This window comes from Pseudomonas arabinosi (genome assembly GCF_047758675.1).
GTDB classification, from domain to species: Bacteria; Pseudomonadota; Gammaproteobacteria; order Pseudomonadales; family Pseudomonadaceae; genus Aquipseudomonas; species Aquipseudomonas arabinosi.
Window position 1 is genome coordinate 6,120,965 of record NZ_CP180480.1, and the last position, 26,535, is coordinate 6,147,499.

Genomic DNA, 26,535 nt, shown 5'->3' on the forward strand with positions numbered 1-26,535 from the left:
GACGATCAACCGAACGTAAACGCATACGCCGACACTCCGGGATCGAGAAACTCGATGCTGAAGGTCCGATCCGTCACGCCGCCGGTTTGGCGCACCAATTGATACAAACGTTGTTCAGTCACGCTGCCGCTGCCATCGGGTGCCACGTCGGTACCGTGGGCATCGCCGGGGGCTTTTCCGTCAATCAACACGTTGAAACGCACCGGTTTACCGTCAGCACCAGGCCCCAACACCAGATGCAGATCACGGGCATGGAAGCGGTAGACAATGCGACTGGCCGGCGCGCTTGAAGTCGCTCGCTCCGAGCCGACTTTCCATTGACCGTCCAGGCTCCAGTCGTTGAGTGCCAATTGCGATGGAGCGCTATAGGCCGACACTTTGTCCGGCACCAGGCTGGTTTCAGGCACGAAATGCTCGGCACGCTGGTAGCCGATATAGGTTTCCGGTGATTGCACTTCGTTCATGTCCGGGGCCAGTTGAACACCCTCGGCGCTGGCATTGATCAAGCCGTCTGCGACCTTCGCGGCACCTGCTTCGCGCAGCAGTTGCTGGATCACCCGCTCCGATTCGGCGTACTCGCCCTCACCAAAATGGTGATAACGGATGCGACCTTGAGCGTCGGCAAAATAGTGGGCCGGCCAGTATTGATTGTTGAAAGCTCGCCAGACCTTGAAGTCATTATCGATGGCCACCGGGTAGTTGATGCCCAGGTTCTTCATCGCTTTGGTGACATTGCCTACGTCTCGTTCGAAAGCAAACTCGGGCGCATGGACGCCAATCACCACCAATCCCTGATCGCGGTACTTCTCGGCCCAAGCCTTCACATAAGGCAGCGAGCGCAGGCAGTTGATGCAGGAGTAAGTCCAGAAATCCACCAGCACGACTTTGCCTTTCAAGGCCTGCGCTGTGAAGGGTGGCGAGTTGAGCCATTGCACCGCGCCGTCCAGCGGTGGAAGGTTGCCTTCAATCGGCAGTGTGCCCGGCGTTTTGTCAGCCGCTTTCATTGCACTTCCCGAGGCCGGAATCTGCGCCATCATCGCCCCGCTAACGTTCGGTGATTGGCCGGCCAACCGTCCCACTAAAGCCTGCTCGATACCGCCGGTGGACGCCGTCGAAACCCGCGCCAGAATCCCGGTGTCGAGCCCCAGGGCGATCGCCGCGACACCCGCCAGCATCGCGGCGCCCAGGCCTCGACGCAGCCACTCGCCAGCGCCGATGGAACGCTTCATCGCCGCGAAGACCTTACCGCCCAGCAGCAGCGCCACGGCAAGGGAAGTTGCGGCACCCGCGGCGTAAGCCAGCAACAACAAGGTGGTTGCGATGCTTGCCCCTTGCAACGCGGCTCCAGTCAGCAACAGACCCAGAATCGGCCCGGCGCACGGAGCCCAGAGCAGGCCCGTGGCGACACCGATCAGGAACGAAGCGCCGGGACGCGGCCGGGCATCGGCGCCCGCCGCTTCCGACAACCGGCTGCCAGCCGCCACCAGTGGCCGCGTCAGACGCTCGGCCAATTGAGGCAGCAACAGCGTTAGCCCGAACAAGGCAACGAACAGCAACGCGAGCCAGCGACCATATTGATTGACTTGCACCACCCAACCGCCGCCCACCGCAGCCAGCGAGGCGACGAGCGCGAAGGTCAGCGCCATACCCGCCAATAGCGGCAACCCGCTCTTCATAAACGGCTGCCCGGTGCGAGCGAAGACAAAGGGCAGCACCGGCAGGATGCACGGGCTGACAATCGTCAGCACACCACCGAGATAAGCGAGGACCAGAAGCCACATAACGTCGACCTGCAAAAATGAGTGAAAGGGAGTACCCGCGGATCAAGTCGCCTGCGGCACAAAAGTCATCGACAGGCCGTTCATGCAATAACGCAAGCCGGTAGGTTTGGGCCCATCGTCGAAGACATGGCCCAGATGACCGCCACAACGTCGGCAGTGGACTTCTTCGCGCAGCACCCCGAAGGAGCGGTCCTGACGGGTGGCGACAGCCTTGTCCAGCGGTGCCCAGAAGCTCGGCCACCCGGTGCGGCTGTCGAACTTGGTCGAGGAAGAAAACAGCGGCAGATCGCAGCCGGCACAGGCAAACGTACCTTCACGGTGCTCGTTGTTCAGCGGGCTGCTGTAGGCCCGTTCGGTGCCCTCTTCGCGCAGGATTTCGTACTGCTCGGCGCTGAGCATGGCGCGCCATTCGTTGTCGCTGTGAGTCACCTCGAACACCTCCGCCGCGCTGGCATCACTGACCAGTGCAGAACTGGCGGCAAATTTTGGCAATACACCGATGACCAGGGCTGCAGCGCCTAGCCCGCCGCTTGCTACGAGAAACTGTCGCCGTGAAAACATGGTCGTCTCCGAAAATTCCAGGTGCCTGTCATGGAACACAGCCTAGGCTTGGGTTGATCGCCAAATCCTCACGAGAAGTTAAACAATTCGTGATAACTCAGGCCCCGGAAAACCCGCACAATGCGCTCATTGCGCCGAAGGATTGAGCTTGATGGAACAGACCAAACGCGTCCTCGTGGTCGAGGACGACCTGCATATCGCCGACCTTATCTGCCTGCATCTACGCGATGAGCAGTTCGAGGTGGTGCACTGCGCCGACGGCGATGAAGGCATGCGCCTGCTGCAGCAAGGAAGCTGGGACGCACTGATCCTCGACCTGATGCTGCCCGGCGTCGACGGCCTGGAAATCTGCCGCCGCGCCCGCGCCATGGCCCGCTACACACCGATCATCATTACCAGTGCGCGCTCCAGCGAAGTGCACCGGATTCTCGGGCTCGAACTTGGCGCCGACGATTACCTGGCCAAACCCTTTTCCATGCTCGAACTGGTGGCCCGGGTCAAAGCGCTGTTGCGACGGGTCGACGCCATGGCCCGCAACCTGAAGATGGACGCCGGCAGCCTGATCACGGACGGCCTCTCCATCGACCCGATCACGCGCGATGTGTCCCTTGACGGTCGCCGCCTCGACCTCACACCACGGGAGTTCGACCTGTTGTATTTCTTCGCCCGTCAGCCCGGCAAAGTGCTCTCGCGCATGGACCTGCTCAACGCCGTCTGGGGCTACAGCCATGAAGGCTACGAGCACACCGTCAACACTCACATCAACCGATTGCGGGCAAAGATCGAAGCCGATCCGGCGCAACCGGTGCGCATCCTCACGGTGTGGGGACGAGGCTACAAATTCGCCGCCAGGGAGGAGCAGCCGTGAGACTGACCCTGACTCAGCGCCTGTCTTTGGTGTTCGCCGTGTTGCTGCTGGTGTGCTGCGGCACGTCGGCCTGGATGCAGGTGCAGTCCAACAAAATGCATGAGCTGGAAGTGGTGCAAGGGTTATCGCGGGATCTGGCCCAGCACATCGCCCATGACACCGTGCTGATGGACACCAAAGGCCTGATGCCCGACGCCGTGCGCGACCTGTTCAGCCAACTGATGCTGGTCAATCCCAGTGTCGAGGTCTATCTGCTCGACCCCGAGGGCCGGATTGTCGGCAGTGCTGCGCCCGAGGGTCGGATACGCCGGGAGCGGGTCGATCTGGCGCCGATCCAGCGCCTGCTCAAGGGCGATGCCCTGCCGGTTCTCGGCGACGATCCGCGCAGCGTCGATGGCCGCAAAGTGTTCAGCGCCGCGCCCTTGCAGGTCAATGGCAAACCGGTGGGTTATCTCTATGTGGTGCTGCTGAGCGAAGAGCACGACCGCTTCGCCGAGCGCGGCGCCACCAGCGCCGCCCTGAATACCGCGCTGTTGTCCATCGGGCTGGTGGCGTTGCTGTGCCTGATTGCCGGTCTCACCGCATTCGCCCTCATCACCCGACCTTTGCGCCGCTTGACCGAAACCGTCAGCCAGTTCGACATTGATGGCGCTCCGGTAACGCCGCCGGCATCCGTCCCGGTGGAAAAAGCCGCCAGCCACGATGAAATTGCCATACTCGATGCGACCTTCCGGCAGATGCAGGCGCGCCTCGGTGAGCAATGGCGTTCGTTGACCCGCCAGGATCAGGAACGCCGCGAACTGGTGGCGAACATCTCCCACGACCTGCGCACGCCTCTGGCCTCGCTGCACGGTTACCTGGAAACCTTGTCGCTCAAGGACGCCACGTTGTCACCCGCCGACCGCCGCCGTTATCTGGGCATTGCGCTGGATCAAAGCCGCAAGGTGGGTGGTCTGGCGCAATCGCTGCTGGAGCTGGTGCGCCTGGAACATGGTTTCGTGCAACCGGTACTGGAACGTTTCTCGTTGACCGATCTGGTGCAGGATATTTTCCAGAAGTTCGAACTGACGGCCGAGGCGCGTCAGGTCGAACTCAAGGCCACCTTCGCACCCAATGTTTCGGCGGCCTGCGCCGACCTTGGATTGATCGAGCGGGTGCTCACCAACCTGTTCGACAACGCCCTGCGCCACACCCCGCAAGGGGGAGAAATCGAGCTCAGCCTGCGCCCTCAAGGACCTTTTATCGAAGTGACCGTCAGCGACACCGGCCCCGGCATTGCTGGCGAACTGCGCGAAGGTCTGTTCCTGCGCCCGTTCAACATTGGCGGCGCACGGCGTGATGGCGGACTGGGGTTGCGGATCGTGCACCGGATCCTGCAATTGCATGGCCGCGAGATCCAGCTGATTGACGTTCCCGGACGCGGCGCGACCTTCCGCTTTTCGTTGCCAGTGGATCAGCAAACGGCCGAGCAATTGGCGGTTCGGTCGATGAATCTGAACACGCTGGGGAAATAGTCGACTGCCTGGACCACAGCAACGGCTAATATCCTGGCACCCATTTCGGCAAGGACGCTGCGCGATGCTCAACACCCTGCAAAACACCCCATTGTGGGTTTACGCGATATTTCTGCTGCTGTGCTACTACGGTGTCAAAGCCCTGTCCCCGACCCGTGAAAGCAAAACTTCATTGCTCGTCACAGCGCCGATTTTGCTGGGCTGGTCCCTGTTTTCGCTGAACCTGACGCTGAATCCGCAGCTATCGGTCAGTTGCTGGTTGGCCGCCGTCATCCTGGGCAGCCTCGCGGCGCTGCTGATTTTCCCACGCAAGGGCATTGAGCTGGATGATCCACAAACCGGCCTGATCGTGCCGGGCACAGCAAAAACGCTGGTGCTCTATCTGCTGTTTTTTGCGGTGAACTATTACTTCGGCTACCAGGATGACGTTCACCCGGAAATGGCCGCCACCCTGGAGATGTTGCTGCTCAAGGCATTGGCTTCGGGTTTTGTCTGTGGACTGATCAGCGGTCGGGCGTTGAAGCTCTATCGGCTACTGCTGACACTTCAGACAAAACGCCCCCAGATAGCCGCCGGTTAAAAGCCGCTGTGCCAAAAATGATGACCAGCCGCCTGTTCATCCGTGACAACGCCGCCTCGGTCCAATAGATTAGGCGGCCTGAAAAGGCCCAGAGCTTTCTCGCCTCAACCCAAGTTAAAAGAAGTAGTGAAATTTCAATGTCCGATTCCAATACCGCTGAATCCGTAGTCACCTTGTCGTCCAAAGCGGAATACGAAAACTCCATCAATCTTTCACAGCACGTGCCCCAGGCCAAGACCATCAGCGAGATGGTCCTGGACGCTTTCCAGTCCACCCGGGAAAGCGACCAGATTCGCGAGCTGCGCGCCGCGATTCGCCAGGCTCACGACAGCTTCGACGACGATAAAGCCTATGAATTGATGGGCGAACTCAAGCAACTCAAGGACGCCGAGGCTTCCGATATTGCAGCCCTGGAAGACTTGAGCAGCAAATTCCCGATCAGCCGGATTCTCTCAAGCTTCAAGGACGACCCGGCCTTTCAGGAATTGGTCTATGGCCTCGCACTGAAGGTGCTGAACCAGACCCACCAGGCCATCAGCAACCCGAGCAGTGGCAAAAGCAAAGCGGCTCGCGCCAAGAAAGATGTCGAAGTGTTCACCATCAGCAAAGACGGCATCAGCGTGACGTTGCCGCTGCGCACCCCGCGTTCGCGTCTGAACGTTGACCGTGAAGCGCTGGAGTTCCTGGGCTTTACCTTCGTCGGCGAAGGCGAAGAAGCAGAGCTGGAAAGCGAGACGTTCCTGGACAATGCCGGGACTGAACAAGCGGTTAACCGCAAGAACATCATCACTGCGCTTCAGCAGCAAACCGCGTTCGATGGCTACAGCATCGCCGCGCAATAACACGATCCATCAGCGGCGCTTCGGGCGCCACTGACCCAAGAGCCCCGCCCTAGAGCGGGGCTTTTTATTGCCCGCGATTTTACAAAACCCACAATTTCCCTTCCTGTCGTCGTCGCCCACACCGAGACAGTTGCAAAGTGCCACCCCGTTCGGCAATCAATGCCAAGAGGCATTCATGCCACGGTGATTCGGCGCCAGAAAAACACTTTCCTTAACCCTTCAGCACCACGGGTCCGCCTGCAGGGAGCGTCAACTCACTTTCCAGCCCAAGACTTCAGTGGTGCGATTGCTGAGGTCATCATGAACACAACTCCCCTTTACCGTCAGTTAGCCAACCACTACCTGGACGCGATCCGCAGCGGCACCTTGAAAACCGGTGAACGATTCCCCTCCATTCGGCTGATGATGGAAAAACACGCCGTCAGCCTGTCGACCGCGGTGCAGGTTTGCCGGGAACTCGAGGACTGCGGCGTGCTGGAAGCCCGGCCGCGCTCCGGCAATTACATTCGCCAGCCCGATACGTTGCGCAAACCCGTCCCGATCGCGCCTCCCCCGCCGCTGGACACCGGCGTCTACGTCGGCATTCACGAGCAAGTGTCATCGGTCCTCAAGGCCAGTCAGCGTGCGACGATCAAGGTCAATTTCGCCAGTGCCTTCTGCGCCTCGGAACTCTATCCGTTGAAGATCCTGCAAGATCATATGATCAAGGCGCTGCGTCACGATCCGCACTTGCTCGGCGCGGCGGGCTCCACCTGCGGCAACAGCACATTGCGCAGTATTCTTGCGCGACGGGCGCTGACCGCAAAGTCCAACCTGCCAGCGGAAAAGATTGTGATCACCAACGGCGCGACCGAAGCGATCAACCTGGCCTTGCGCGCGGTCACCCAACCGGGTGACACCGTGGCTGTGGAATCACCGACCTTTTACGGCTTGCTGCAAATTCTCGAAAGCCTGAGTCTGCGGGTGCTGGAGGTCCCGGCGACTTCGCACGCCGGAATCAATCTGTTCGCCCTCGAACAATTGCTAAAAGGCCCTGAACGGATTCAGGCGCTGATCGTCATTCCCAACCTGCAAAATCCGCTGGGCAGCATCATGCCCGACGCCAACAAGGCGCGGCTGGTGCAGCTGTGCGCCGAGCACGCCACGGTGCTGATCGAAGACGACACCTATGGCGATCTGGTGGATACCGAGCAGCCGCTGTCCACGCTCAAGCACTGGGACCGCACCGACAACGTGATCTATTGCGCATCCCTGAACAAAACCCTGGCACCGGGCATACGCCTGGGCTGGATCAGCGCGGGGAAATGGCACGACCGCGTGGAAATGCTCAAACACACGCAGTCCCGGGGATGTGAGGCGTTGTCGCAACTGGCGGTCAGTGCGTTCATGAAGACACCGTCCTACGAACGTTACCTACGCCGCTTGAGGAAAATCCTGACTCACCAACGCCAGCAAATGAGCGCAGCGATCATTCGCTACTTTCCCGCCGGCACCTGCGTGACTTCCCCTCGGGGCGGTACGTTGTTATGGGTGGAACTGCCGCGCCAGCATTCATCCATGGCGTTTTTCCATGAGGCATTGAAGACCGGCATCCAGATTTCGCCTGGGGATATCTTTTCCAACGCCCAGCGTTTCAATCATTTTGTGCGCCTTGGTTGCGGTGCGCCGTATTCATCACGGATAGATGAAGCGCTGGCGACCTTGGGTCAACTCCTCAAGAACCAAGGCTGACACATACCCCGTGTAGGAGCTGCCGAACGCGGCCCGAACCTTCGGCAGCTCCTACAGGGGGGAGTTCAGAGAGGGGGTTGGTGCAGGCAGATGATGTGCGGATCGTCATTCCAATGCGGGAAGCGCTCGGCAATCAGCGGGTCATGGCCGGGAATGACGTGCTCTTCGCCGTCAGCCAGGCTATCGATGAGACTGAACGCCTCAAGCGTCTGCGCCAGATCATCCAGAATCGGAAACGGACTGCGCTGACGAATGTTAGCCCACAAGTGCGCGGCATCCGAGGCCAGAACAATCCACCCACGCTCGGTGTTCACCCGTACGACTTGGCTACCCGGTGTATGCCCGCCCACCGGGTGCAACGTCACACCGGGAATCACCTCGACCGTGCCGGTGTGCAAACGCATCCGGCCCTCGAACAACGGTGGAAGCGCCGACATCACGTCATCGACCTCGTAGGTTTTGTTCACCGTGTGATGGGCCATTTTCGGCCCGGTGCAGAAGCGCAGTTCCGCTTCTTGCAGATGCACCGTGGCCTTCGGAAAAAGCCCCAAGTTGCCGGCGTGATCCCAATGCAAATGGGTGAGGATCAGGTTGTCGACCTGCGCCGGATCAATATCCAGTTGGCGTAGGGATTCTTCCGGCAGGCGATACATCTGACGGTTGCGCCGATCCGCCGTGGCCGGTTGAAAACAGGTGTCGACCACGATCACTTGCTGCTCGTTACGAATGACCCAGAAGTAATAATCCAACGGCATCGACGCATTCGGATCACCGCAGCAGGCGTCGTAGAGAAAGTTCTCCCGGGCGGTGCGCTGGGCATTGGCGCCGACACGGATCGCGAACACTTCGTACACAGGAACGGACATATTCACCTCCTGGTTCAGGCCGCTGCGCTGGCTTTGAGGGTCGGACGGAAGTCGAAATCGATCTCGTCGCTGATGCCCAGATCCTGGGCCAGACGATGCAGGCCACTGTAGTCCCGCATGATCGTGGCGTTCTTGTTGCTCTCCCGGGTGTCGGCGATGATCAGTGCGGCGTCCTCGACCCCCAGCTGCGTCAGAATTGCCTCCCACATCGAGTAGTCCTGGGCGACAAAGGCACTCAGCGCCACCGACAACGTGCGAGCGAAAAACGTCCGTTGGGGCGGCTGCATGTTCGCGTACATGACCTTCGCCACTTCGGCGAGAATCTTGCTGTGGGCATATTCGTCGCGGTTATGCAGCTCGGCCACGCGGCGGTTTTGCGGTTGAATGCTCTGATCGTCGGCCAGCAAATCCAGATAGGCGTTGACGCTGATCTCGGCCACCACCGCAAAGGTGATCGCCGCCAGGTCGCGCTGCCACTGCTCCGCCAGTTCTTCACGCAGGGCGATCAGCCGCAGGTAGGTGACCGACGGCGGCAAATCCAGATCCTGATCGAGCGCTCGCTCCAGCTTGGTCCGTTCGATCGCCCGTAGGTGCATGAGCGTGTGGTAGTGCTCGTCGATCAACGTCTGTTGCATGGCCTCGCGAAAATGCCAGTCATCCTTGCCCAGGTATTGATTGGCGATGACGCTCAGCGCCGGGTTCACCACATGCTCTTCGGCGGTCACCGTGCGCAGGTTGTAGCCGATCCAGCCCCAGGTCACCACGGTGCTTTTGAGTTCATCGCTCAGGGCCTGGAATTTCGGGTGATGGAAAAACGGCACCATGCACTCCGGATAATCCGGGCGCGCCGGATCGAACGCTTCGCTGGCCTCGGCCTTGTCCGGGGAGCAGACCGTGGCCCGTTTGGTCCAGGCCTGATTGAGCCGCACGACCAGTTGATGATCGACCTTGGCGATCTCGATTGCTGTTTGCATGACGCGATACCTGTAGGACGCGTACCCGATGACGGGTACGCCAATAGAATTAAGGGCGACGGATGAATCAGGCCAGCCAGTAGCGGGTCAGGTTTCGCGCCGGGTCAGTGTATCGGCTGCGGGAGTGGATCATTCGCCAGTTGTCCCAAATCAGCAGGCATCCGTCGGGAATCAGCACCGGTGTGTTGTGCTCGACGAAATACGCTTCGCCCAGGACTGCGAACCTGGCCAGGGGCGACGAGCTATTGGCGACTTGCGAGTGAAGCAGCGCTTCCTTGGAAGGATTCACATCGCCGTAGTGAAACTGGTTGTAGCTGAAACGGAAAATATCCCCGTCTTCTGTAGGCGTCAGGATGTATTCCTTGACCCGGCGTTGAGCGGCTTCACCGGGTTTGGCGGTGGCGACGAACTCCACAGGCGTGTCGTCGATCCATTCACGCAACTCGGGTTCGGTGCGCTCGAGGAACGCCAGCAATTCATAACCGTCCACCAGCCCTGTATGCCCGCCACCGCACGTGGCCTGTTGATGACAATGCAACGCCAGGTAGCGCGGCGGCGGTCCGTAAACCGGCGCTTCGGTGTGTGGGCCGATGCCGTTCATGCTCTGGGAATACGGCAAGTCTTCGTACCCCGGCTTGCGGGTGATGGCGAACGCGGTCTGCCCGTTGAATTGCGGAATGACCGGGCCGAACTCCTGCAGCGTGCCGAGCACGTCGTCGGCGAACTCGTCCGGCGTCAGCACCGTCCAGCCTCGCGCCGACAATTCTTCATGGCGGTGACCCAGTGAAACGTAAGGTTTAGACGCGACAATCCCTTGATCTGACATGGTGAAATTCCTGGCGGTTTATCAGGCGTTGACGGTTGAGGTGTAGGCGGCAATGAATTCGCGGCAGGCGTTGCCCGGTCGATAGCGATGTTCATCGATGCGCTGCACGGGTGTGATTTCGGCAGCGGTACCGGTGAGAAAACACTCGTCGAAGTCGCCAAGTTCCGTAGGAACAATGGTTCGCTCAACCACTTGGTAATCCAGCGCCCTGGCCAGCTCGATGACGGTCTGACGGGTAATGCCGTTGAGGAAACAATCCGGCACCGGGGTGTGCAACGTCCGACCTTTGACGAAGAACACGTTGGCGCTGGTGGCTTCGGCAACGTTGCCGCGCCAGTCGAGCATCAAGGCGTCGTGGTAACCGTTGTTTTCAGCGTCGTGCTTGCTCAGCGTGGCGATCTGATAATGCCCGGATGCCTTGGCTTCAAACGGGCTGCAACTCGGTGGCGGACGACGCCACTCAGCGGTTTTCAAACGAATGCCGGCCATGTGCCCGGCCGGGTCGAAATAGTTCGGCCATTGCCAGCAGGCGATTGCCACATGGACGCTGTTGAAGCGGGCCGAGGTGGAAATCATTTCACTGCCGCGCCAGGCCACTGGCCGCAGATAACCGTCGACCACGTTGTTGCGTTGCAGCAGCTCATGGCTGGCCGCTTCCAGTTCAGCCAGCTCATAGGGAATGACGAAATCCATCAACTGAGCCGAGCGATACAAACGCTCGCTGTGTTCGCGCAGTTTGAAGATCTTGCCGTTGTAGACACGCTCTCCCTCATACACCGTGCTCGCGTAATGCAGGCCGTGGGTCAGCACATGCAGACGGGCCTGGGACCACTCGACGAACTCGCCGTCGAGCCAGATGAAACCTTCTCGCTGATCAAACGGAATACCGCTCATATCCATATCTCCTAATGAATCGTCCTACGCCGTTTCGAGCAGAACCGGTATCAATTCGGGCGCCGGCGCAACCACAAGATCAGGCTCGGGCTGAAAGAAGAACAAGCGCTCACCGAACGCCGGCCGCAACTCATCGAACCAGGTCGCTTGCGGATCGAATCGCGCATAGAACGTGCGCAACACCCATTGCGGATCGCGAGCCTGGAGGAACTGCAGTACGAAGACTTTTTCCCCGGCCACGGTTTCGATGCCGTTGATCAACACCTTGCCGTAGAAGGTGCTCATGGAAGGACCGCGAACCGTGCGCGCCAACCCGGACACCGTGCGATACGCCGCCTGAAAGATCTCGAATGCCCGAGCCAGCGGCATCGCGAAGTAATGGCTGGGGCCGGTATCACGCTCGACAAACATGTAATAAGGCACCGCGCCGAGCCGCACGCCTTCGGTCCAGAGCGCCGCCCAATCAGCGGGGTTTTCGTTGATGTGCCGAATCACCGGCGCCTGCATGCGCAACGTCGCGCCGCTGGAACGAATGCGTTCGATGGCCTGGCGGGCGATGTCCTGACGGATCTCCACCGGGTGGTTGTAGTGCCCCATGATCGAGAGATTTTTCCCCGCCGCGACGATCCGCTTAAACAGCTCCAGCAGCTCGGGCGCGTCCTTGTCGCTGACAAACCGTTGCGGCCAATACGCCACGGATTTGGTGCCGATGCGGATGCTTTTCAGATGGGGCAACTCCAGCAACGGCTCGATGTAGCCGACCAGCGAGCGGGTGTTCATGATCATCGGATCGCCCCCGGTGATCAGCACGTCGGTGACTTCGGTGTGCACCCGCAGGTAACTCACCAACTCTTGGGATTCGCGCGCATTGAACTTGAGTTCTTCTTCGCCGATGAACTGCGCCCAGCGGAAACAGAACGTGCAGTAGGCGTGACAGGTCTGACCGGCACCGGGGAAAAACAGCACAGTTTCGCGGTACTTGTGCTGAATGCCCGGTAAGATTTTTCCGTCGAGCGTCGCGCCGTTATGCGTCAGCTGCCCGGCCGGATGCGGGTTCATCCGCAACCAGATCGCCTCGATCCGCCGCTTGATAGCAACGGCGTCATCCCGTTCGATCAGTTGCTTGAGTGACGCGTATTCGTCCGGCAGCAGCATGTCCTTGTGGGGAAAGGTCATGCGGAAAATCGGATCGTCCGGGATGTTGCTCCAGTCGATCAACGTGCCCAGTACATATTCATTGGTGCGAAACGGCATGACCCGGGCCACGACGGTCATGGCTTCCTGCAACGCAGGCGTCAGTTTCTGCCAGTACGGCGTGTCTCGAATGGTGCGTGAGTTATAGGGCTTGTAGCGTTCCTGCTCCGACATTCCCTGCATGGCAGCGCTCCTGGTGATTGGCTGGCAGTTCTTACTGAATGGCCGGCGCTACGCGCTCTATGTCCATCCATGCCCGAACACTGTCGCGATCCCACTGGCGGCGGACATACGCGGCGAGTCGGGAGGGAACCTGATCACCATTGGCGACCAATCGGTTGAGCATGATTGCCAGGTCGGTGTCGGCAATGCTCCAGTCACCGAACAGATGCTCGGCGCCTCCCTCCAGCAATCGATCGGCGACAAAGAACAACCGGTCGACGGCGGCCAGGGCATCGTCGGACAGCGGGGTATCTTTTTTGCCGAAATAAATGAGATCCGCCGGGCGTTCTTTGCGAATGACCAACAAATCACTGCGCAACCAGGCCTGGAGTTGACGGGCGCGTGCTCGCTGTTTGATGTCCAGCGGCAATAGTCTGTTATGCCCCGGCGCTATATCTTCCAGGTATTCGGCAATGGCCGAAGACTCCGACAATGCGAAATCCTGGTGAACTAGCGCGGGGATCTTGCAGGTGAGAGACAGATCACGATAACTCGCCTGATAGTTTTCCCGAGCCTTCAAATCCAGCGTGACCAGTTCAAATGAAAGTTGCTTTTCCTTGAGCGCCACAAAAGCCGACATCGCAAAAGCACTGACAAAATCTGCGCCGACATATAGTTTAAGCCTTGTACTCTCCATAGAACGCTCCCTTGCATTAACCACATTAATCCGTTGCCTTGGGAGTGATCGTAGTTAGTTGGTCAAGCGCTGAACAGATACAGAAATTATCTGTTTCTATCGATACAGAAAGTTCAAAAACGCAGATCGCCAGGAGGATTCGACAGGGCCGCAGAAAAGAAAAAGGGAGTCAGCGAACGCTGACTCCCTGGTGTGCAACAAAGGGAAATGACGGTTGGACAGTGATCAGGCCTGGCGATCGCCCAGATTGGAGAGCGACGCCATTTGCGGCATGTTGCTCATGTTCAGCATCGCCAGCGGCTCGTCGTCGCTGGTGTTGACGAAGCCGTGCCGGGTCCAGGCTGGCACCAGCAGCACATCGCCCATGCTGACGCTCACTTCATCGGCATCGCCCAAGGTCAACGCGCCACGGCCGGACTGAATGATAAACAGGTGCCACCACGAATGAGCATGCCCGTCTAACACCGCGCCCGGTTTCAACCATTGCATGGACACCGCCATCCCTGGCGTCAACTTGCAACCTTCAGTGCTGTTGTCGTGGGCCAGCGCGACAATATCGACTTCGCTGGCCTCGAGGCTCTGACGCATGTCGGTCAGTTCACCCCTCTTCCACACCTGTGCACTGACCGGCGGCTGATGCAAACTCTGGCGAAAGTCCTTATATGAAAAAAACGCACCTTGAACGTTATTCATCGCGGATTCCAACTTATGTTGTCGACTTTAATGACCGAACCTTAGGCCAACCATTCAGCCCTGTAAAGCCGAACAACTAATACTTATAACGCTGACGGTCTTAGCGCTACGATCATGTCAACTTCTATCGCGGCATTTTTCGGTAATTGATAAACACCCACGGTCGTTCGGGTATGTTTACCGGCGTCCCCCAACACATGGCTGAATACATCCGACGCGCCGTTGGCCACTTCGCTCAGATCAACAAAGTCTGCCGTGGATTTCACATAGACCGTTACCCGTATCAGCGACTTTATTTTATCCAGCGAACCAATCGCATCAACGATCAGCGCCAGCCCGCGCATCGCGCTGATGCTGGCTGCCGTTTGAGCATCCGCCATGTTCAATTCCAGGCCGACTCTGCCGGGGTACTGGATTTTGCCGTTCATGCGCGGCACCAGGCCACTGATGTACAGCTCATCATGATGCCGAACCAGCGGGGCATAATGCCCGCCGGCGGTGTTCTCGCCGTAGATGTCATAGCCGAGCTCTTTTGCCAGGTCGATGAAACGCTCATCACAGCTCTTTTGCTCAATCATTTACCAAACCCTCTGAATCAATAATGCAAAAAAACGCAGGTGCCCACGGCTTAGCCACAGGCCCTCGTCGCCGGGGCCAGGCAGGTGACCTCGACGCGTGACTCGATCGCTTCTGCCAGCCGCAACAGGTTGTCGCTGAGTTGTCCGTAGTCCTTGCTGAACAACACGATGTGGCCGATGAATGAGGTGTTGTCTTTCACCAATGCCGTGACCGAATCACCGACGCGCTTGGCATACAGCGCTTCCACCAATTCGATGTTCAGTTTTCGGGCCAGCAATTCGATGTCTGGCGTGGCGCGTAAAAGACCGTCAGCTGGCGCTCTGAGCAGCCGGATGCCGCAGTAACCCCGGGCGATGGGATCATGGTGTTCGGTCTTGCCTTCCACCGCCCATCTGACCCAGCGTTCCCACGGATCGAAATCCACGAACGCCAGACGGGCCAGGTCCCAGATGTGCATGCCGCCGGGGCGCATGTTGGTTTCCACTGCTGAGGTCAGGCCGTCGGGGCGCAGGAAAACTTCGTTGTGGTAGGCGCCGTTATCCAGCGAGACCAACGCCGACATGTGCCGACCCGCTGCCGACAATCGAGCCTGCACGTCGGCCGCCAACGGCGCGGGCACCACCTGCTGGATTTCCGCGCGATAGGCGCCTTCAGTGGTGGTTTTCTCGGTGACCCAGGTGCTGCCGGCCACGTAATCCCAGCTGTATTCCCGGGCGTTCTGGATCAGTTCTTCGAGCACGATGCCGCCTTCGCGATATGGCTTGAGTGCCTGCCAGGCCTCGTCGCATTCAGACGGATGATGGATGACCCGACAACCTCTGCTCGCCCCTTCGCAGGCCGGTTTGATAAAGGCTTTGCCGCCCAGTTCGATGACCCTCTGGCGCAGTTCGGGCAAGCTCTGGATGCGTGCGGAAAACACCGGACGGTAATGCTCCGGTGAAGCGCTGGCAGCCGCTTCCAGCTTGCGAAAGATCTGCTTGTCCAGCCCCGCCCGCGCCTCGCCCGGGGTAATACCGGGCAGGCCGAAATGGGAAGCCAGCGCGGCACCGAGCAACACGCCACGGTCGGAGAAAGGCAGAACCCCGATCAGCTTCCATCGATCAGCGTTCAAACACCCCACCACCAGTTCGAGGGAGGCCGCTACCTCTTCGGGCGCCAGTGAAGTGCTGCAGACGTGATCGGCCACCTGATCGTCATCGGGCTGAATCTGATCGACCAGCAGGATGAGCCGGGCGTCATAGAGCGTCTTGCAGAGCTCGCGCAGTTTCCGGATATCGTGAACCCGATTGCCGTTGTACCCGACCACGACTACGCATGATGTCGTATTCATGAAGCCTCCGACCTGTGAAGTGAATAGCGCAACCGCGATGAGTCAGTCGTGCAACGACGCATTGGATTTACGGTTGAGGTAGTACCAGGCCAGGATCCCGCCCGCGCCAATGGCGGCCAGCACCAGTGCGTTGTACGGCGGCGGCACGACCCGCATGATCAGCACCGTCAGCCCGGCGCCAACGCCGAGGGACACTTCCTTGACGAACATGTTGTTTTGTTTGACGGAGAAGTAATCGAGGTAGCTGAACGCACATTCGGCGAGGGACAGCAGCGCCACCCAGATCAACGCGCCAACAAGGGTTTCGACGTGAAAAGCGGCCGGAGACGAAAGCACTGCAAAACCGCCGACGATGATCCCGATCACCGCGATCACCTTGAAGCGCCCGGTGCGTTCGATCAGTTTCATCATCGGCACCTGAGCGAATACCACCACCGCGCTGTTGAGGATCAGCATCAGGCCATACCAGGCCGGTAATTCACCGGTTTCGAGCAGGATGGCTTGCGGCAGGATCGAGAACACACCAAACAGTTTGATCCCCATGATGATGCCGGCGATCACCCACGGCAGCTTGTTGCGCCAGCCGCTGCCGTCCTGGGTCACCGGGTGGGCAACGACCGGTTGAGTGGTGAACGTTGCGCCCATGGCGATGGGCAAACAGAGCAGTACGAAAGCGGCGGCGCCGAGAAAAAACATGGTTGGGGTCAACAAGGGCGAGAGCAGGATCAACCCCGCCAACAGGCTGCCCATGTTCATGGCGACGCGGTTGTAGGCCGCGCCTTCTTTGGTCTGCGCTGCTTCGCTCTTGATCAGGTAACCGGCAATCGCAATGCCGTAGGCAAACAACGCGGCGGCGAACATCACCATGCCCTGGTTGCTGGTGACCGCGAGCAAGACCAATCCGAGGGCGGCGCACAGCAACGTGACGCTCAGCGAACGCCGGCCCAACACCAACAAGGTCAACGGCAACAGCAACAGCAAGGCCCGATAACCGAGGGCGAGGATGCTGTTAGTGGCGGTGTCGAGCCAGACGTTGGCCTTGCCCAGCACGGCAAACAGCGACACGGCCGTGATGATTCGGATTGTGAACAGCCGAATATTAATCACCGGTTTGGCTATGGCGACCGTTGTTTCTACACTCATGCAACACCTCTGGAACCAAGCGACTGCCAAGGCCACAGGCGCCGACAATCAGGAAAGTCTGTAAGGTATGGTAGAGAGAGACGCTTATTTTCATCAGAGCAAGTTCGTATAGAATCCAACGAACTTTACTGCCGGAGAGACCAGTAAAATGCAGGTTCAGCGCGCAGTGATCGCCGCTATAGAGTTCCAGCCGGGTGTACCGCTGGTTCAGCAGATCGTCGATCAGTTATCGGAGGCAATCAGCCACGGAGGCCTGCCTCACGGCTCACGACTGCCGCCGATTCGCGAACTCTCCGAGATGATGAACGTGGGCAAATCCACGGTGGTGGATGCTCTGGACCGCTTGCGGGCCAAGGGTCTGGTGGTTTCACGCCAGGGCTCGGGGCATTACGTGCACCGCTCCAGCACCACGATCAAGACCGATGCCGGCCCGGACCTGCAACCTCAAGACACGCTCAGCGTGGTCCGCCGCGCGGTGCTGCTGGACAATGGCGCGCTGCGCCCAGGGGCCGGTTTCCTGCCGTCTTCGTGGCTGCCGGCTGACGAGTTGCTGAAAGCCGTGCGCGGTACCCTGCGCGCAACTTCCCTGCGCATGGGCGAATACGGCGTCGCCAGCGGTTACTTACCGCTGCGCGAGGCGTTGCGGGTCAAGCTGTCGGCCTTGGGCATCGAAGTGCCGGTGGACCAGATCATCACCACGGCCAACACCGTGCAGGCCATCGACATGCTGATGCGCCTGCTGGTCAAACCTGGCGACACGGTGCTGCTCGACGATCCGTGTTACTTCACCATGCACACCAATCTGGCCTTGCATGGTGCCAAGGTCATCACCATCCCCCGCGGGAGTGACGGCATGGACCTTGAGGTCTTCGAGCAACTGCTGATTGCCCATCGTCCCGTGCTCTACATGACCAACAATACCTTGCATAACCCGACCGGGCATTCGTTCACCCCGGCGCAGGTTTATCGCTTGCTGGAGTTGAGTCACCGCTATGGTTTCCACATCGTCGAAGACGATTTGTATTGCGACTTGCAGCAACGAAGCACTCCGCGTCTGGCAGCGGGCGGGCTGGACAACGTCAGTTACGTGTCCGGTTTCTCCAAGACCCTGACGGCTAACAGCCGCGTCAGCTACGCGGTACTGTCACCGCAACTGGCTGCGCGGCTGGTTGCGCTCAAAATGGCCTGCGGTGGCATGACCTCGGAACTGGCGGAGCAGATTATCTGCACGATGCTCAGTGATGGCAGCTATGCCAAACATACCCGGCGCACGGTGGATCGGCTTTACGAGTCGAGCAGTCGGGTGTCGAGCTGGCTGGTGGAGGCGGGTTGTTCCGTTTCATCGCTGCCGCATGAAGGGTTGTTTATCTGGACGCGGCTGCCCGAAGGGCACCATGCCGAAACGCTGGCGAGGAAAGGCCTGGAAATCGACCTCGTGCTGGCGCCCGGAACCCTGCTCAGCAAAGCGCCGAGCGCTAGCCACTTCCTGCGTTTCAACGTGGCGCATAGCGATAACACCCAGGTGCGGGAACGGTTTTTCCGGTTGCTCGACACACCAAGTAAATAACTGACTGCCACTAACCTTGTGGGAGCGGGCTTGCTCGCGAAGAGGCCGTATCAGCCAGTATTGATGGCGCCTGACACACCGCCTTCGCGAGCAGGCTCGCTCCCACAGGGGTTCAGCGTCGTACTCAACATTAACGGTGCCACCGATCCAATGTGGGAGCGAGCCTGCTCGCGATAGGGGCGACGCGGTCTACCAAAAGAAACCCAATAAAAAACCCCGCGCTTCTCTCGAAGGCGGGGCTTTTCTTTGCAGCCTCTAAACCTTAAGGCGCGTACGTCAGCAACAGCTCACTCGGCACTTTAAAGTCCAGCGACATCATCACGCTCAACGCGGTAATGGTGAAGATCGAGAACACGAACAGCTTGCGTGCCCAGACCGTGTCATCCACTGCCTTGTAGCCGGTCCAGGCCATGTACAACCAGTACATGCCCATGGCCGCGGCGACGGCGAGGTAGCTCATGCCGGCGTAGCCGCTGAAGGTCAGCATCAAGGTCGCTACGAGGAACGCCAGGATGTAGAGCAGGATGTGCTTCTTCGCCACTTGAATCCCGCGCTTCACTGGCAGCACCGGAATCGATGCGGCCAGGTAATCGTTGAAGCGGAAGATCGCGATGGCGTAGGAATGCGGCATCTGCCACAGGCTGAACATCACCAGCAGCGTCAGTGCGGCCATGTCGAAGTTGTTCGTCACCGCCACGTAGCCAATCACCGGTGGCATGGCGCCCGACAGACTGCCCACCAGCGTGCCGTGAACCGACTTGCGCTTGAGGTACAGGCTGTAGAAGCCGACGTAGATGACGAAGCCGATCACCGCGAACAATGCGGCCAAAGGGTTGGCCACTTTGTACAACAGTGCAACGCCGAAAACACCCAGGACGGTCGCAAACGCCAGGGCCAGTTTCAGGGAGATCAAGCCCTGGACCAGCGCCCGGTTCTTCGTGCGTTCCATCTTCAGGTCGATGTCGCGGTCGATGCAGTTGTTGAACACGCAACCGGAAGCCACCACCAGCGACGTGCCGATCATGGCGGCCAGGAAAATGGCCAGATCGACATGCCCTTTCGAGGCCAGGAAAAATCCGCCTGCCACAGAAAGCACGTTACCGAAAATGATCCCCGGTTTGGTGATTTGGATAAAGTGCTTAAAGGACATCCGGACTTTCCTCAGTGCGCCATCATGTTGGAGTGGATGCTGAACATGATCCACAGCGACAGGCCTACCAACAGGACGATGACCAGTGCAGCGAAGACAAACGCGATCACGTTGTTACGCTGGGCAGCGGAGCGGTCCAGGTGGAGGAAGTACACCAGGTGCACCAGCACCTGGATCACTGCGAAGGCCAGTACGATCCACAGGGTCAGGGCTTTCGGCAGCGATGGGTACATCACCAGGCCGAAAGGAATGACCGTCAGGATCACCGACAGAATGAAACCGATAGCGTAAGACTTGACGCTGCCGTGGCTGGCGTCGTGGCTATCGTGGGAATGAGCGTTAGCCATTTACATAGTCCCCATCAGATAAACAACGGTGAATACGCAGATCCACACCACGTCCAGGAAGTGCCAGAACAGGCTCAGGCAGCTCAGACGGGTCTTGTTGGTCGCCGTCAGGCCGTTTTTCTGCACCTGATACATCATGATCGCCATCCAGATCAGACCGCTGGTCACGTGCAGACCGTGGGTGCCGACCAGGGTGAAGAACCCGGACAGAAAGCCGCTGCGGCTAGGACCGAAGCCCTCGGAGATCAGCATGTGGAACTCGTTGATCTCCATGCCGATGAAGCCGGCACCGAACAGGAAGGTCATGCCCAGCCAGCCCAGGACCTGGTTCTTCTTGCCCTTGAACAACGCCAGCATGGCGAAGCCGTAGGTGATCGAACTGAACAGCAGCAGAGCGGTTTCGCCCAGTACGTATGGCAGTTCGAAGATGTCGTGGCCCGACGGGCCACCCGCTACGTTGTTAACCAGTACCGCGTACGCCGCGAAGATCGACGCAAACAGAATGCAGTCGGTCATCAGGTAGAGCCAGAAACCGAATACGGTCATCTCGCCCGAGTCGTGGTGATGGTCGTCGTGCCCATGGTCCGTGCCATGGGCGTGTCCAGCAGTGGTCACTAAGTTCGACATGGTTTAAGCCTGTTCCAACGAGGTTTCAACACGGGTGGCGGTGGCTGGAACTTTCCCGGCCGCTACCAGACGCTTGTGCTGCTCGGCTTCGATGCGCTCGATCACGTCGACCGGCACCATATAGCCCTGATCATCGCGGGCAGCGTGGATCACGAAGTAGCCCACGGTGCCAACCAGGCCAACGATGGCCAACCACCAGATGTGCCAGATCATCGCGAAACCGAACACGGTCAACAGAGCACCCATGACCACACCGGTAGCGGTGTTGTTTGGCATGTGGATCGGTTCGTAACGGGCCGGAGCCTTGTACGCGGTACCGTCTTCCTTGGCTTCGGTGAACGGATCGATGGTGTCCGCTTTTGGCAGCACGGCAAAGTTGTAGAACGGTGGTGGCGACGAGGTCGACCATTCCAGCGTGTGTGCATTCCACGGGTCACCGTGTTCGCACATGTTTTCCGGCTTGTTGCGATCACGCACGCTGACATACAGCTGGATCAGCTGGCAGGCGATACCGACCGCGATCATTACCGCACCGAACATGGCGACGTACAGGTACGGCACCCACTCAGGGTTGGTGGTGGCGTTCAGACGACGGGTCATGCCCATGAAGCCCAGTGCATAGAGCGGCATGAACGCGACGAAGAAGCCCGAGATCCAGAACCAGAACGCTGCCTTGCCCCAACCTTCGTGCAGCTTGAAGCCGAACGCTTTAGGGAAGTAGAAGCCGAAGCCTGCGATGTAGCCGAATACCGCGCCGCCAATGATCACGTTGTGGAAGTGAGCGATCACGAACAGGCTGTTGTGCAGGACGAAGTCCGCACCCGGAATGGCCAGCAGTACGCCGGTCATGCCGCCGATGGCGAAGGTCACCATGAAGCCCAGGGTCCACAGAACCTGGCTGGTGAAACGCAGACGCCCTTGGTAAATGGTGAACAGCCAGTTGAATAGCTTCACCCCCGTCGGGATCGAAATCAGCATCGTCGCCAGACCGAAGAAGGCGTTGACGCTGGCACCCGAACCCATGGTGAAGAAGTGGTGCAGCCAGACCATGAAGCCCAGGATCGAGATCGCGCCCGATGCGTAGACCATCGAGTGGTGGCCGAACAGACGCTTGCCAGTGAAGGTCGAGATGACTTCGGAGAAGATCCCGAACGCCGGCAGAATCAGGATGTAAACCTCGGGGTGACCCCAGGCCCAGAACAGGTTGACGTACATCATTGGATTGCCACCAAGTTCATTGGTGAAAATGTGGAAATCCATGTAACGGTCAAGCGTCAGCAGTGCCAGGGTAGCGGTCAGGATCGGGAACGAGGCCACGATCAGGACGTTGGCCCAGGTGCAGGTCCAGGTGAAGATCGGCATGTCCATCAGCTTCATGCCCGGGGTACGCATTTTCAGCACGGTGGCCAGGAAGTTGACCCCCGTCAGCGTCGTACCCAACCCGGATAGCTGTAGCGCCCAGATGTAGTAATCCATCCCCACGCCCGGGCTGTATTGCAGACCCGACAGCGGCGGATAGGCAACCCAACCGGTCTTGGCGAATTCGCCAACGCCCAGGGACAGGTTGATCAGCACCACGCCCGATACCAGCAGCCAGAAGCTCAGGGAGTTCAGGAACGGGAAGGCAACGTCACGCGCGCCGATCTGCAGCGGCACTGCAAGGTTCATCAGGCCGGTGAAGAATGGCATCGCCATGAAGATGATCATGATCACACCGTGAGCGGTGAAGATCTGGTCATAGTGTTCAGGCGGCAGGTAGCCAGGCGAACCCTCGGTGGCCATGGCCAACTGGGTACGCATCATGATGGCGTCGGCAAAACCGCGCAGCAGCATGACCATGGCAACGATGATGTACATCACGCCGATTTTCTTGTGGTCGACCGAGGTCAGCCACTCGGACCACAGGTAGGTCCACTTCTTGAAATAGGTGATTGCAGCGAACAGCGCCAGACCACCGAGCGCGATCATGGCGATGGTTATCATCACGATCGGTTCGTGGAACGGGACCGCTTCCCAACTTAATTTACCAAACATCGTTTACTCCTCTGCCCCGGCAGCTGAATGCGAACTCATGTCCATCCCTTCCATGGCGGCCATTTCGTGCTCTTTCTTCTCGTGGTGCATCGGCTTGCCCGGATTCATGCCTTCGTACTTGTCGACGATGATCTGGAACAGGTTTGGCGTGACCGAGGAGTAGAGCTCGACTGGGTTGTTCTGGCTTGGCTTGGAAAGGGCTTCGTATTCAGCTTTTTCAAGCTGTTTAGGTGCCTTTTTGACTTCGCTGACCCAGGCGTCGAAATCTTCCTGAGAGGTGGCGATAGCTTTGAATTTCATGCCGGTGAAACCAGCGCCGCTGTAGTTGGCGGAGATACCGTCCATTTCAGCGTTCTGGTTGGCGATCAGGTGCAGTTTGGTCTGCATGCCGGCCATCGCGTAGATCTGGCCGCCCAGGGCCGGGATGAAGAACGAGTTCATCACGGAGTCCGAGGTCACCTTGAAGTTGATCGGCGTGTGCGCCGGGAACACGATCTTGTTGACGGTGGCGATGCCTTGCTCTGGATAGATGAACATCCACTTCCAGTCCAGCGCGACGACTTCAATGGTGATCGGCTTGACGTCGGATTCCAGCGGCTTGTAGGGATCCAGCGCGTGGGTCGACTTGTAGGTGACATAACCCAGGGCAATGATGATCAGCACTGGAACAGCCCACACCGCGATTTCAATTTTGGTGGAGTGCGACCATTTCGGCGTGTAGACAGCGTCGGTGTTGGACGCGCGGTATTTCCAGGCGAACAGGAAGGTCATGACGATGACCGGAACCACGACCAACAGCATCAGCAGCGTTGCGGTGATGATCAGGTTTCGCTCGTCCAGGCCGACCTGGCCCTTGGGATCGAGCAAGGTCATGTTGCAGCCTGACAGCAACAACGTGCCGATCAGCGGCAATAAGCCTAGTAGTCTGGGGTACCTGTTTTTACTCATCTCACGACCTCTAAAGCAGCTTGCGCAATGCAGTTGGGTTTTGATCGCCAACACTTCACCCTGCCAAGGGTTGGCATTTTTCTTGGATTGAATAAGTGGCTGCCCGTCGCGCGTCAGACGCTGTTCGACAAATCCTGGGCTAGCGTTGAGTTCTTATTCGAATTCGTGGTCAAAGGCCTTGTTACAGACCAATTCCATTTGGTGCGGATAGTTGGAAGGCACCGACACCTGGGAGTCGCATGAAGCCAATCGGCCTCTCGACGCCCTATTCCTGCTCAGGGATGAGCAGTGCCGGGAATTCAGTGCGGGCGATTGTAGATATGTAACGTTTTATAAACCATGTCTCATCCCGAAATAATTTTTATCCATTCCAGCAACAATCATTAACGATATTTGCAAAAGTGCGCCATGGTATCGAAATTGATTCTCAACAAAAACACCAAAAAATGTAGGTCTACCTCAGGCAGTTCAGACAGTATCGAAGGCTCTGCGCCCTCCTTCGACCCTGCCAAAGCCCCCATGTGACAAGGGCTTCGGCGATTCGCCAAGGCCTGTTAAAACTGCCTGTTCCAGATTATTCGGGCTGAAGTTGTCCCACGCTGAAACAGACCAATTTTGTTGCGTAGCCACGTACCAATTCGGCGACCTGAAATGCCTTGCGACACTCCCGCTGTGACAACATGTCGCACACGTGCCGCACCCAGACTTGTCGCGCATCAAGGTCATTTAACCCATGCCCTGAAATGCAAAACGCCCCAGCTCCCTCAACGAGGGCCGGGGCGTTTTTTTGTGTGGCAGCGATTGCGGCGGATGACTTCAGCGCAGGGCTTTGCGGTTACGCGAAGTGAGCAGCGGCACCAGCACCACGATCAGCACAAAGGCCAGCAGCGCCCATTGTGCAAGCGACAGACCGAGGATCGGCGGGTACGGCGTGGAGCAGAAGCCGTCGACCTGGAAGCCAAGTGGGAAGATCTTCGCCAGTGGCAAACCGTCGACAATCGGTTGCAGCACGTCGATGCCGCAACTGACTGTCGGATAGAACTGGGTATAAACGTGATGCCCGGCCACCCCGACGCCTGCAATGGCGCAGATCACCACCAGGGTTTCAAATACCGTGATGCTGCGGCGGGTGCGCATGGCCGCACCGATGAACGCGAAGAGCGCAATCAGCAGCAACGCATAACGTTGCAGGATGCACAGCGGGCATGGCGCCTCGCCCAGAACAATTTGCATGTACAGCGCGCCACCGATCAGCCCCAGGCAGATGATGCCCAGCAACACCAGATAGCGCCGTTCGCGGCCCAACTGCATCGTTTCCTCGCTCATTGCGTTTCCCTTCTAAATATCGATTGCCCAGAAGTCTACACGCTGGCCCTGACCTTTGAGAGTCCGGCGCGCACAGCGGGGTATCGGGGGAATAGACGACAAGCTGGTTAAGAAGGGATTAAATTCGGGCTATTTCCAGAAATTTGCATGATCCCACGACCGCATCGTCAGCAGGCTGGCTCTCACTTTGGAATGCATTCACAGGCTGACCTGCTTTGGAATGCATTCAACTGTGGGAGCCAGCCTGCTGGCGATGCGATTGATCAGTCGCCGTAGATATCAGACTTGAAGTACTTCTCTGAAATCTTCTGGTATTCGCCGCTGGCGCGAATGCCGTCGATGGCCGTGTTCAGTTCGGAGACCAACTCGGTGTTGCCCTTGCGCACTGCAATCCCGGCGCCCTCGCCCACGTATTTCGGATCCTTGAGCTCCGGCCCGACAAAGGCGTAACCCTTGCCACGCGGCATCATCAGGAAGTCATTCAGCGGGATGGTGTCGGCAAAAATGGCATCGAGGCGACCGGCAGCCAGATCCATGTAGATCTCTTCGTTGTTGCCGTAACGCTTGACGTTGATACCCTTCGGCTCGAAAACCTCAGTGGCGTAACGGTCAGTGGTGGTTGCACGCTGCACGCCAACCGTCTTGCCCTTGAGGCTGGCGTACTGATCATCCACCGCCGCGCCGTCCTTCATCACCAGTCGCGATGAGGTGAAGTAATACTTGTGAGTGAAATCCACCGACTTCTTGCGGTCTTCGTTGATGGTCATGGACGACAGCGCCATGTCGATTTTCTTCACTTTAAGGGAAGGAATCAGACCGTCGAACTCACCTTCGACCCAGACGCACTTGACCTTCATCTGCGCGCACAGGGCATTGCCGATGTCGTAGTCGAACCCGACAATCTCGCCTTTATCGGTTTTGGACGCGAACGGTGGATAAGCCGCTTCGATACCGATGCGCAGGGTTTTATCGGCGGCGAACAGGCTGCTGCACGCCAACAGGCTCAGAGCCAGACCGGTAATGAGGGGGAATTTCTTCATGTTCGTTCTCTCGCGGGTTGTTGTTGGTTTGGCAAGACAGAAGAAAGAGCAGAAACGGGCAAGGCCTTTTTTGTACTTATAATTCCATACTGGACTTTTATGTATTGATCGTCAATCAGGGCTATTAAAGATGTGGCCGCCGATGGTCGGGAGGTGAATCAGTGGGAAATTGGGTGATGCGGATGGCCTCTTCGCGAGCAAGCCCGCTCCCACATTCGATCTCCTTCAAACACCAATTTTGTGTTCGACTCAGAACCAATG

The 26,535-nt window shown here is 58.6% G+C and carries 25 protein-coding genes; 6 read left to right on the forward strand and 19 right to left on the reverse strand.

The genetic code is table 11. The features are described 5' to 3' along the window. Nucleotides 1–5: 5 nt before the first annotated feature. Both ACMXYJ_RS28480 and msrB read right to left on the reverse strand, forming a co-directional pair. Nucleotides 6–1,781, reverse strand: a complete 1,776-nt coding sequence (locus ACMXYJ_RS28480) for a cytochrome c biogenesis protein DipZ (protein WP_415757822.1) — start codon at nt 1,779–1,781, stop codon at nt 6–8. Nucleotides 1,782–1,823: 42 nt separating this feature from the next. Further along, nucleotides 1,824–2,342: a peptide-methionine (R)-S-oxide reductase MsrB gene (gene msrB, locus ACMXYJ_RS28485; RefSeq protein ID WP_415757823.1), complete on the reverse strand. Its 519-nt coding sequence runs from the start codon at nt 2,340–2,342 to the stop codon at nt 1,824–1,826. A gap of 151 nt (nt 2,343–2,493) precedes the next feature. Between msrB and ACMXYJ_RS28490 the strand changes: the two genes are divergently transcribed. The 5 genes from ACMXYJ_RS28490 to ACMXYJ_RS28510 all read left to right on the forward strand — a co-directional run bounded on the left by ACMXYJ_RS28490 (nt 2,494) and on the right by ACMXYJ_RS28510 (nt 7,877). Next, entirely contained in the window at nt 2,494–3,210 is a 717-nt protein-coding gene (locus ACMXYJ_RS28490; RefSeq protein WP_415757824.1) for a response regulator transcription factor, read from the forward strand. Next, nucleotides 3,207–4,724, forward strand: a complete 1,518-nt coding sequence (locus ACMXYJ_RS28495; protein WP_415757825.1) for a sensor histidine kinase — start codon at nt 3,207–3,209, stop codon at nt 4,722–4,724. Before ACMXYJ_RS28490 ends, ACMXYJ_RS28495 begins: the two co-directional genes overlap by 4 nt. A 64-nt stretch (nt 4,725–4,788) precedes the next feature. Next, nucleotides 4,789–5,304, forward strand: coding sequence for a hypothetical protein (locus ACMXYJ_RS28500; protein ID WP_415757826.1), 516 nt, complete (start codon nt 4,789–4,791; stop codon nt 5,302–5,304). Nucleotides 5,305–5,441: 137 nt separating this feature from the next. Further along, entirely contained in the window at nt 5,442–6,146 is a 705-nt protein-coding gene (locus tag ACMXYJ_RS28505; RefSeq protein WP_415757827.1) for a hypothetical protein, read from the forward strand. Between the two features lie 300 nt (nt 6,147–6,446). After that, nucleotides 6,447–7,877: a PLP-dependent aminotransferase family protein gene (locus tag ACMXYJ_RS28510; RefSeq protein ID WP_415757828.1), complete on the forward strand. Its 1,431-nt coding sequence runs from the start codon at nt 6,447–6,449 to the stop codon at nt 7,875–7,877. A gap of 65 nt (nt 7,878–7,942) precedes the next feature. Here the strand turns inward: ACMXYJ_RS28510 and ACMXYJ_RS28515 are convergent, their stop codons facing one another. From ACMXYJ_RS28515 to ACMXYJ_RS28560, 10 genes are all read right to left on the reverse strand, one after another. After that, entirely contained in the window at nt 7,943–8,743 is an 801-nt protein-coding gene (locus tag ACMXYJ_RS28515) for an N-acyl homoserine lactonase family protein (RefSeq protein ID WP_415757829.1), read from the reverse strand. A 14-nt stretch (nt 8,744–8,757) separates the two neighbouring features. Beyond that, entirely contained in the window at nt 8,758–9,717 is a 960-nt protein-coding gene (locus ACMXYJ_RS28520; protein ID WP_415757830.1) for a diiron oxygenase, read from the reverse strand. Nucleotides 9,718–9,784: 67 nt separating this feature from the next. Next, nucleotides 9,785–10,543: a TauD/TfdA family dioxygenase gene (locus ACMXYJ_RS28525; protein WP_415757831.1), complete on the reverse strand. Its 759-nt coding sequence runs from the start codon at nt 10,541–10,543 to the stop codon at nt 9,785–9,787. Nucleotides 10,544–10,564: 21 nt separating this feature from the next. Continuing rightward, on the reverse strand, nt 10,565–11,437 hold the full coding sequence (locus ACMXYJ_RS28530; protein WP_415757832.1) for a branched-chain amino acid aminotransferase: 873 nt from the start codon (nt 11,435–11,437) through the stop codon (nt 10,565–10,567). Nucleotides 11,438–11,461: 24 nt separating this feature from the next. After that, nucleotides 11,462–12,814 (reverse strand): KamA family radical SAM protein, encoded by a 1,353-nt coding sequence (locus ACMXYJ_RS28535; protein ID WP_415757833.1) that lies wholly within the window; start codon nt 12,812–12,814, stop codon nt 11,462–11,464. A 31-nt stretch (nt 12,815–12,845) separates the two neighbouring features. Continuing rightward, on the reverse strand, nt 12,846–13,490 hold the full coding sequence (gene yfcF / locus ACMXYJ_RS28540; protein ID WP_415760821.1) for a glutathione transferase: 645 nt from the start codon (nt 13,488–13,490) through the stop codon (nt 12,846–12,848). A 225-nt stretch (nt 13,491–13,715) separates the two neighbouring features. Then, nucleotides 13,716–14,183, reverse strand: a complete 468-nt coding sequence (locus ACMXYJ_RS28545) for a cupin domain-containing protein (protein WP_415757834.1) — start codon at nt 14,181–14,183, stop codon at nt 13,716–13,718. A gap of 83 nt (nt 14,184–14,266) precedes the next feature. Further along, nucleotides 14,267–14,761, reverse strand: coding sequence for a RidA family protein (locus ACMXYJ_RS28550; RefSeq protein ID WP_415757835.1), 495 nt, complete (start codon nt 14,759–14,761; stop codon nt 14,267–14,269). A 50-nt stretch (nt 14,762–14,811) separates the two neighbouring features. Continuing rightward, complete coding sequence (locus tag ACMXYJ_RS28555) at nt 14,812–16,092, reverse strand: biotin carboxylase (RefSeq protein ID WP_415757836.1); 1,281 nt, start codon at nt 16,090–16,092, stop codon at nt 14,812–14,814. A gap of 42 nt (nt 16,093–16,134) precedes the next feature. After that, nucleotides 16,135–17,235: a hypothetical protein gene (locus tag ACMXYJ_RS28560; RefSeq protein WP_415757837.1), complete on the reverse strand. Its 1,101-nt coding sequence runs from the start codon at nt 17,233–17,235 to the stop codon at nt 16,135–16,137. A gap of 148 nt (nt 17,236–17,383) precedes the next feature. Between ACMXYJ_RS28560 and ACMXYJ_RS28565 the strand changes: the two genes are divergently transcribed. Next, nucleotides 17,384–18,802, forward strand: a complete 1,419-nt coding sequence (locus tag ACMXYJ_RS28565) for a PLP-dependent aminotransferase family protein (protein ID WP_415757838.1) — start codon at nt 17,384–17,386, stop codon at nt 18,800–18,802. Nucleotides 18,803–19,064: 262 nt separating this feature from the next. Here the strand turns inward: ACMXYJ_RS28565 and cyoE are convergent, their stop codons facing one another. From cyoE to ACMXYJ_RS28600, 7 genes are all read right to left on the reverse strand, one after another. Beyond that, nucleotides 19,065–19,952, reverse strand: a complete 888-nt coding sequence (cyoE, locus tag ACMXYJ_RS28570; RefSeq protein ID WP_415757839.1) for a heme o synthase — start codon at nt 19,950–19,952, stop codon at nt 19,065–19,067. An 11-nt stretch (nt 19,953–19,963) separates the two neighbouring features. Beyond that, nucleotides 19,964–20,299, reverse strand: coding sequence for a cytochrome o ubiquinol oxidase subunit IV (gene cyoD / locus ACMXYJ_RS28575; RefSeq protein WP_008147629.1), 336 nt, complete (start codon nt 20,297–20,299; stop codon nt 19,964–19,966). After that, nucleotides 20,300–20,926 (reverse strand): cytochrome o ubiquinol oxidase subunit III, encoded by a 627-nt coding sequence (locus tag ACMXYJ_RS28580; RefSeq protein ID WP_008147627.1) that lies wholly within the window; start codon nt 20,924–20,926, stop codon nt 20,300–20,302. A 3-nt stretch (nt 20,927–20,929) separates the two neighbouring features. Next, complete coding sequence (cyoB, locus tag ACMXYJ_RS28585; protein ID WP_415757840.1) at nt 20,930–22,960, reverse strand: cytochrome o ubiquinol oxidase subunit I; 2,031 nt, start codon at nt 22,958–22,960, stop codon at nt 20,930–20,932. A 3-nt stretch (nt 22,961–22,963) separates the two neighbouring features. After that, on the reverse strand, nt 22,964–23,908 hold the full coding sequence (gene cyoA / locus ACMXYJ_RS28590; protein WP_008147621.1) for a ubiquinol oxidase subunit II: 945 nt from the start codon (nt 23,906–23,908) through the stop codon (nt 22,964–22,966). 816 nt (nt 23,909–24,724) lie between these two features. Next, nucleotides 24,725–25,234, reverse strand: a complete 510-nt coding sequence (locus ACMXYJ_RS28595) for a disulfide bond formation protein B (protein ID WP_415757842.1) — start codon at nt 25,232–25,234, stop codon at nt 24,725–24,727. A 263-nt stretch (nt 25,235–25,497) separates the two neighbouring features. Beyond that, nucleotides 25,498–26,274, reverse strand: a complete 777-nt coding sequence (locus ACMXYJ_RS28600) for an ABC transporter substrate-binding protein (protein WP_415757843.1) — start codon at nt 26,272–26,274, stop codon at nt 25,498–25,500. Between the last annotated feature and the right edge of the window lie 261 nt (nt 26,275–26,535).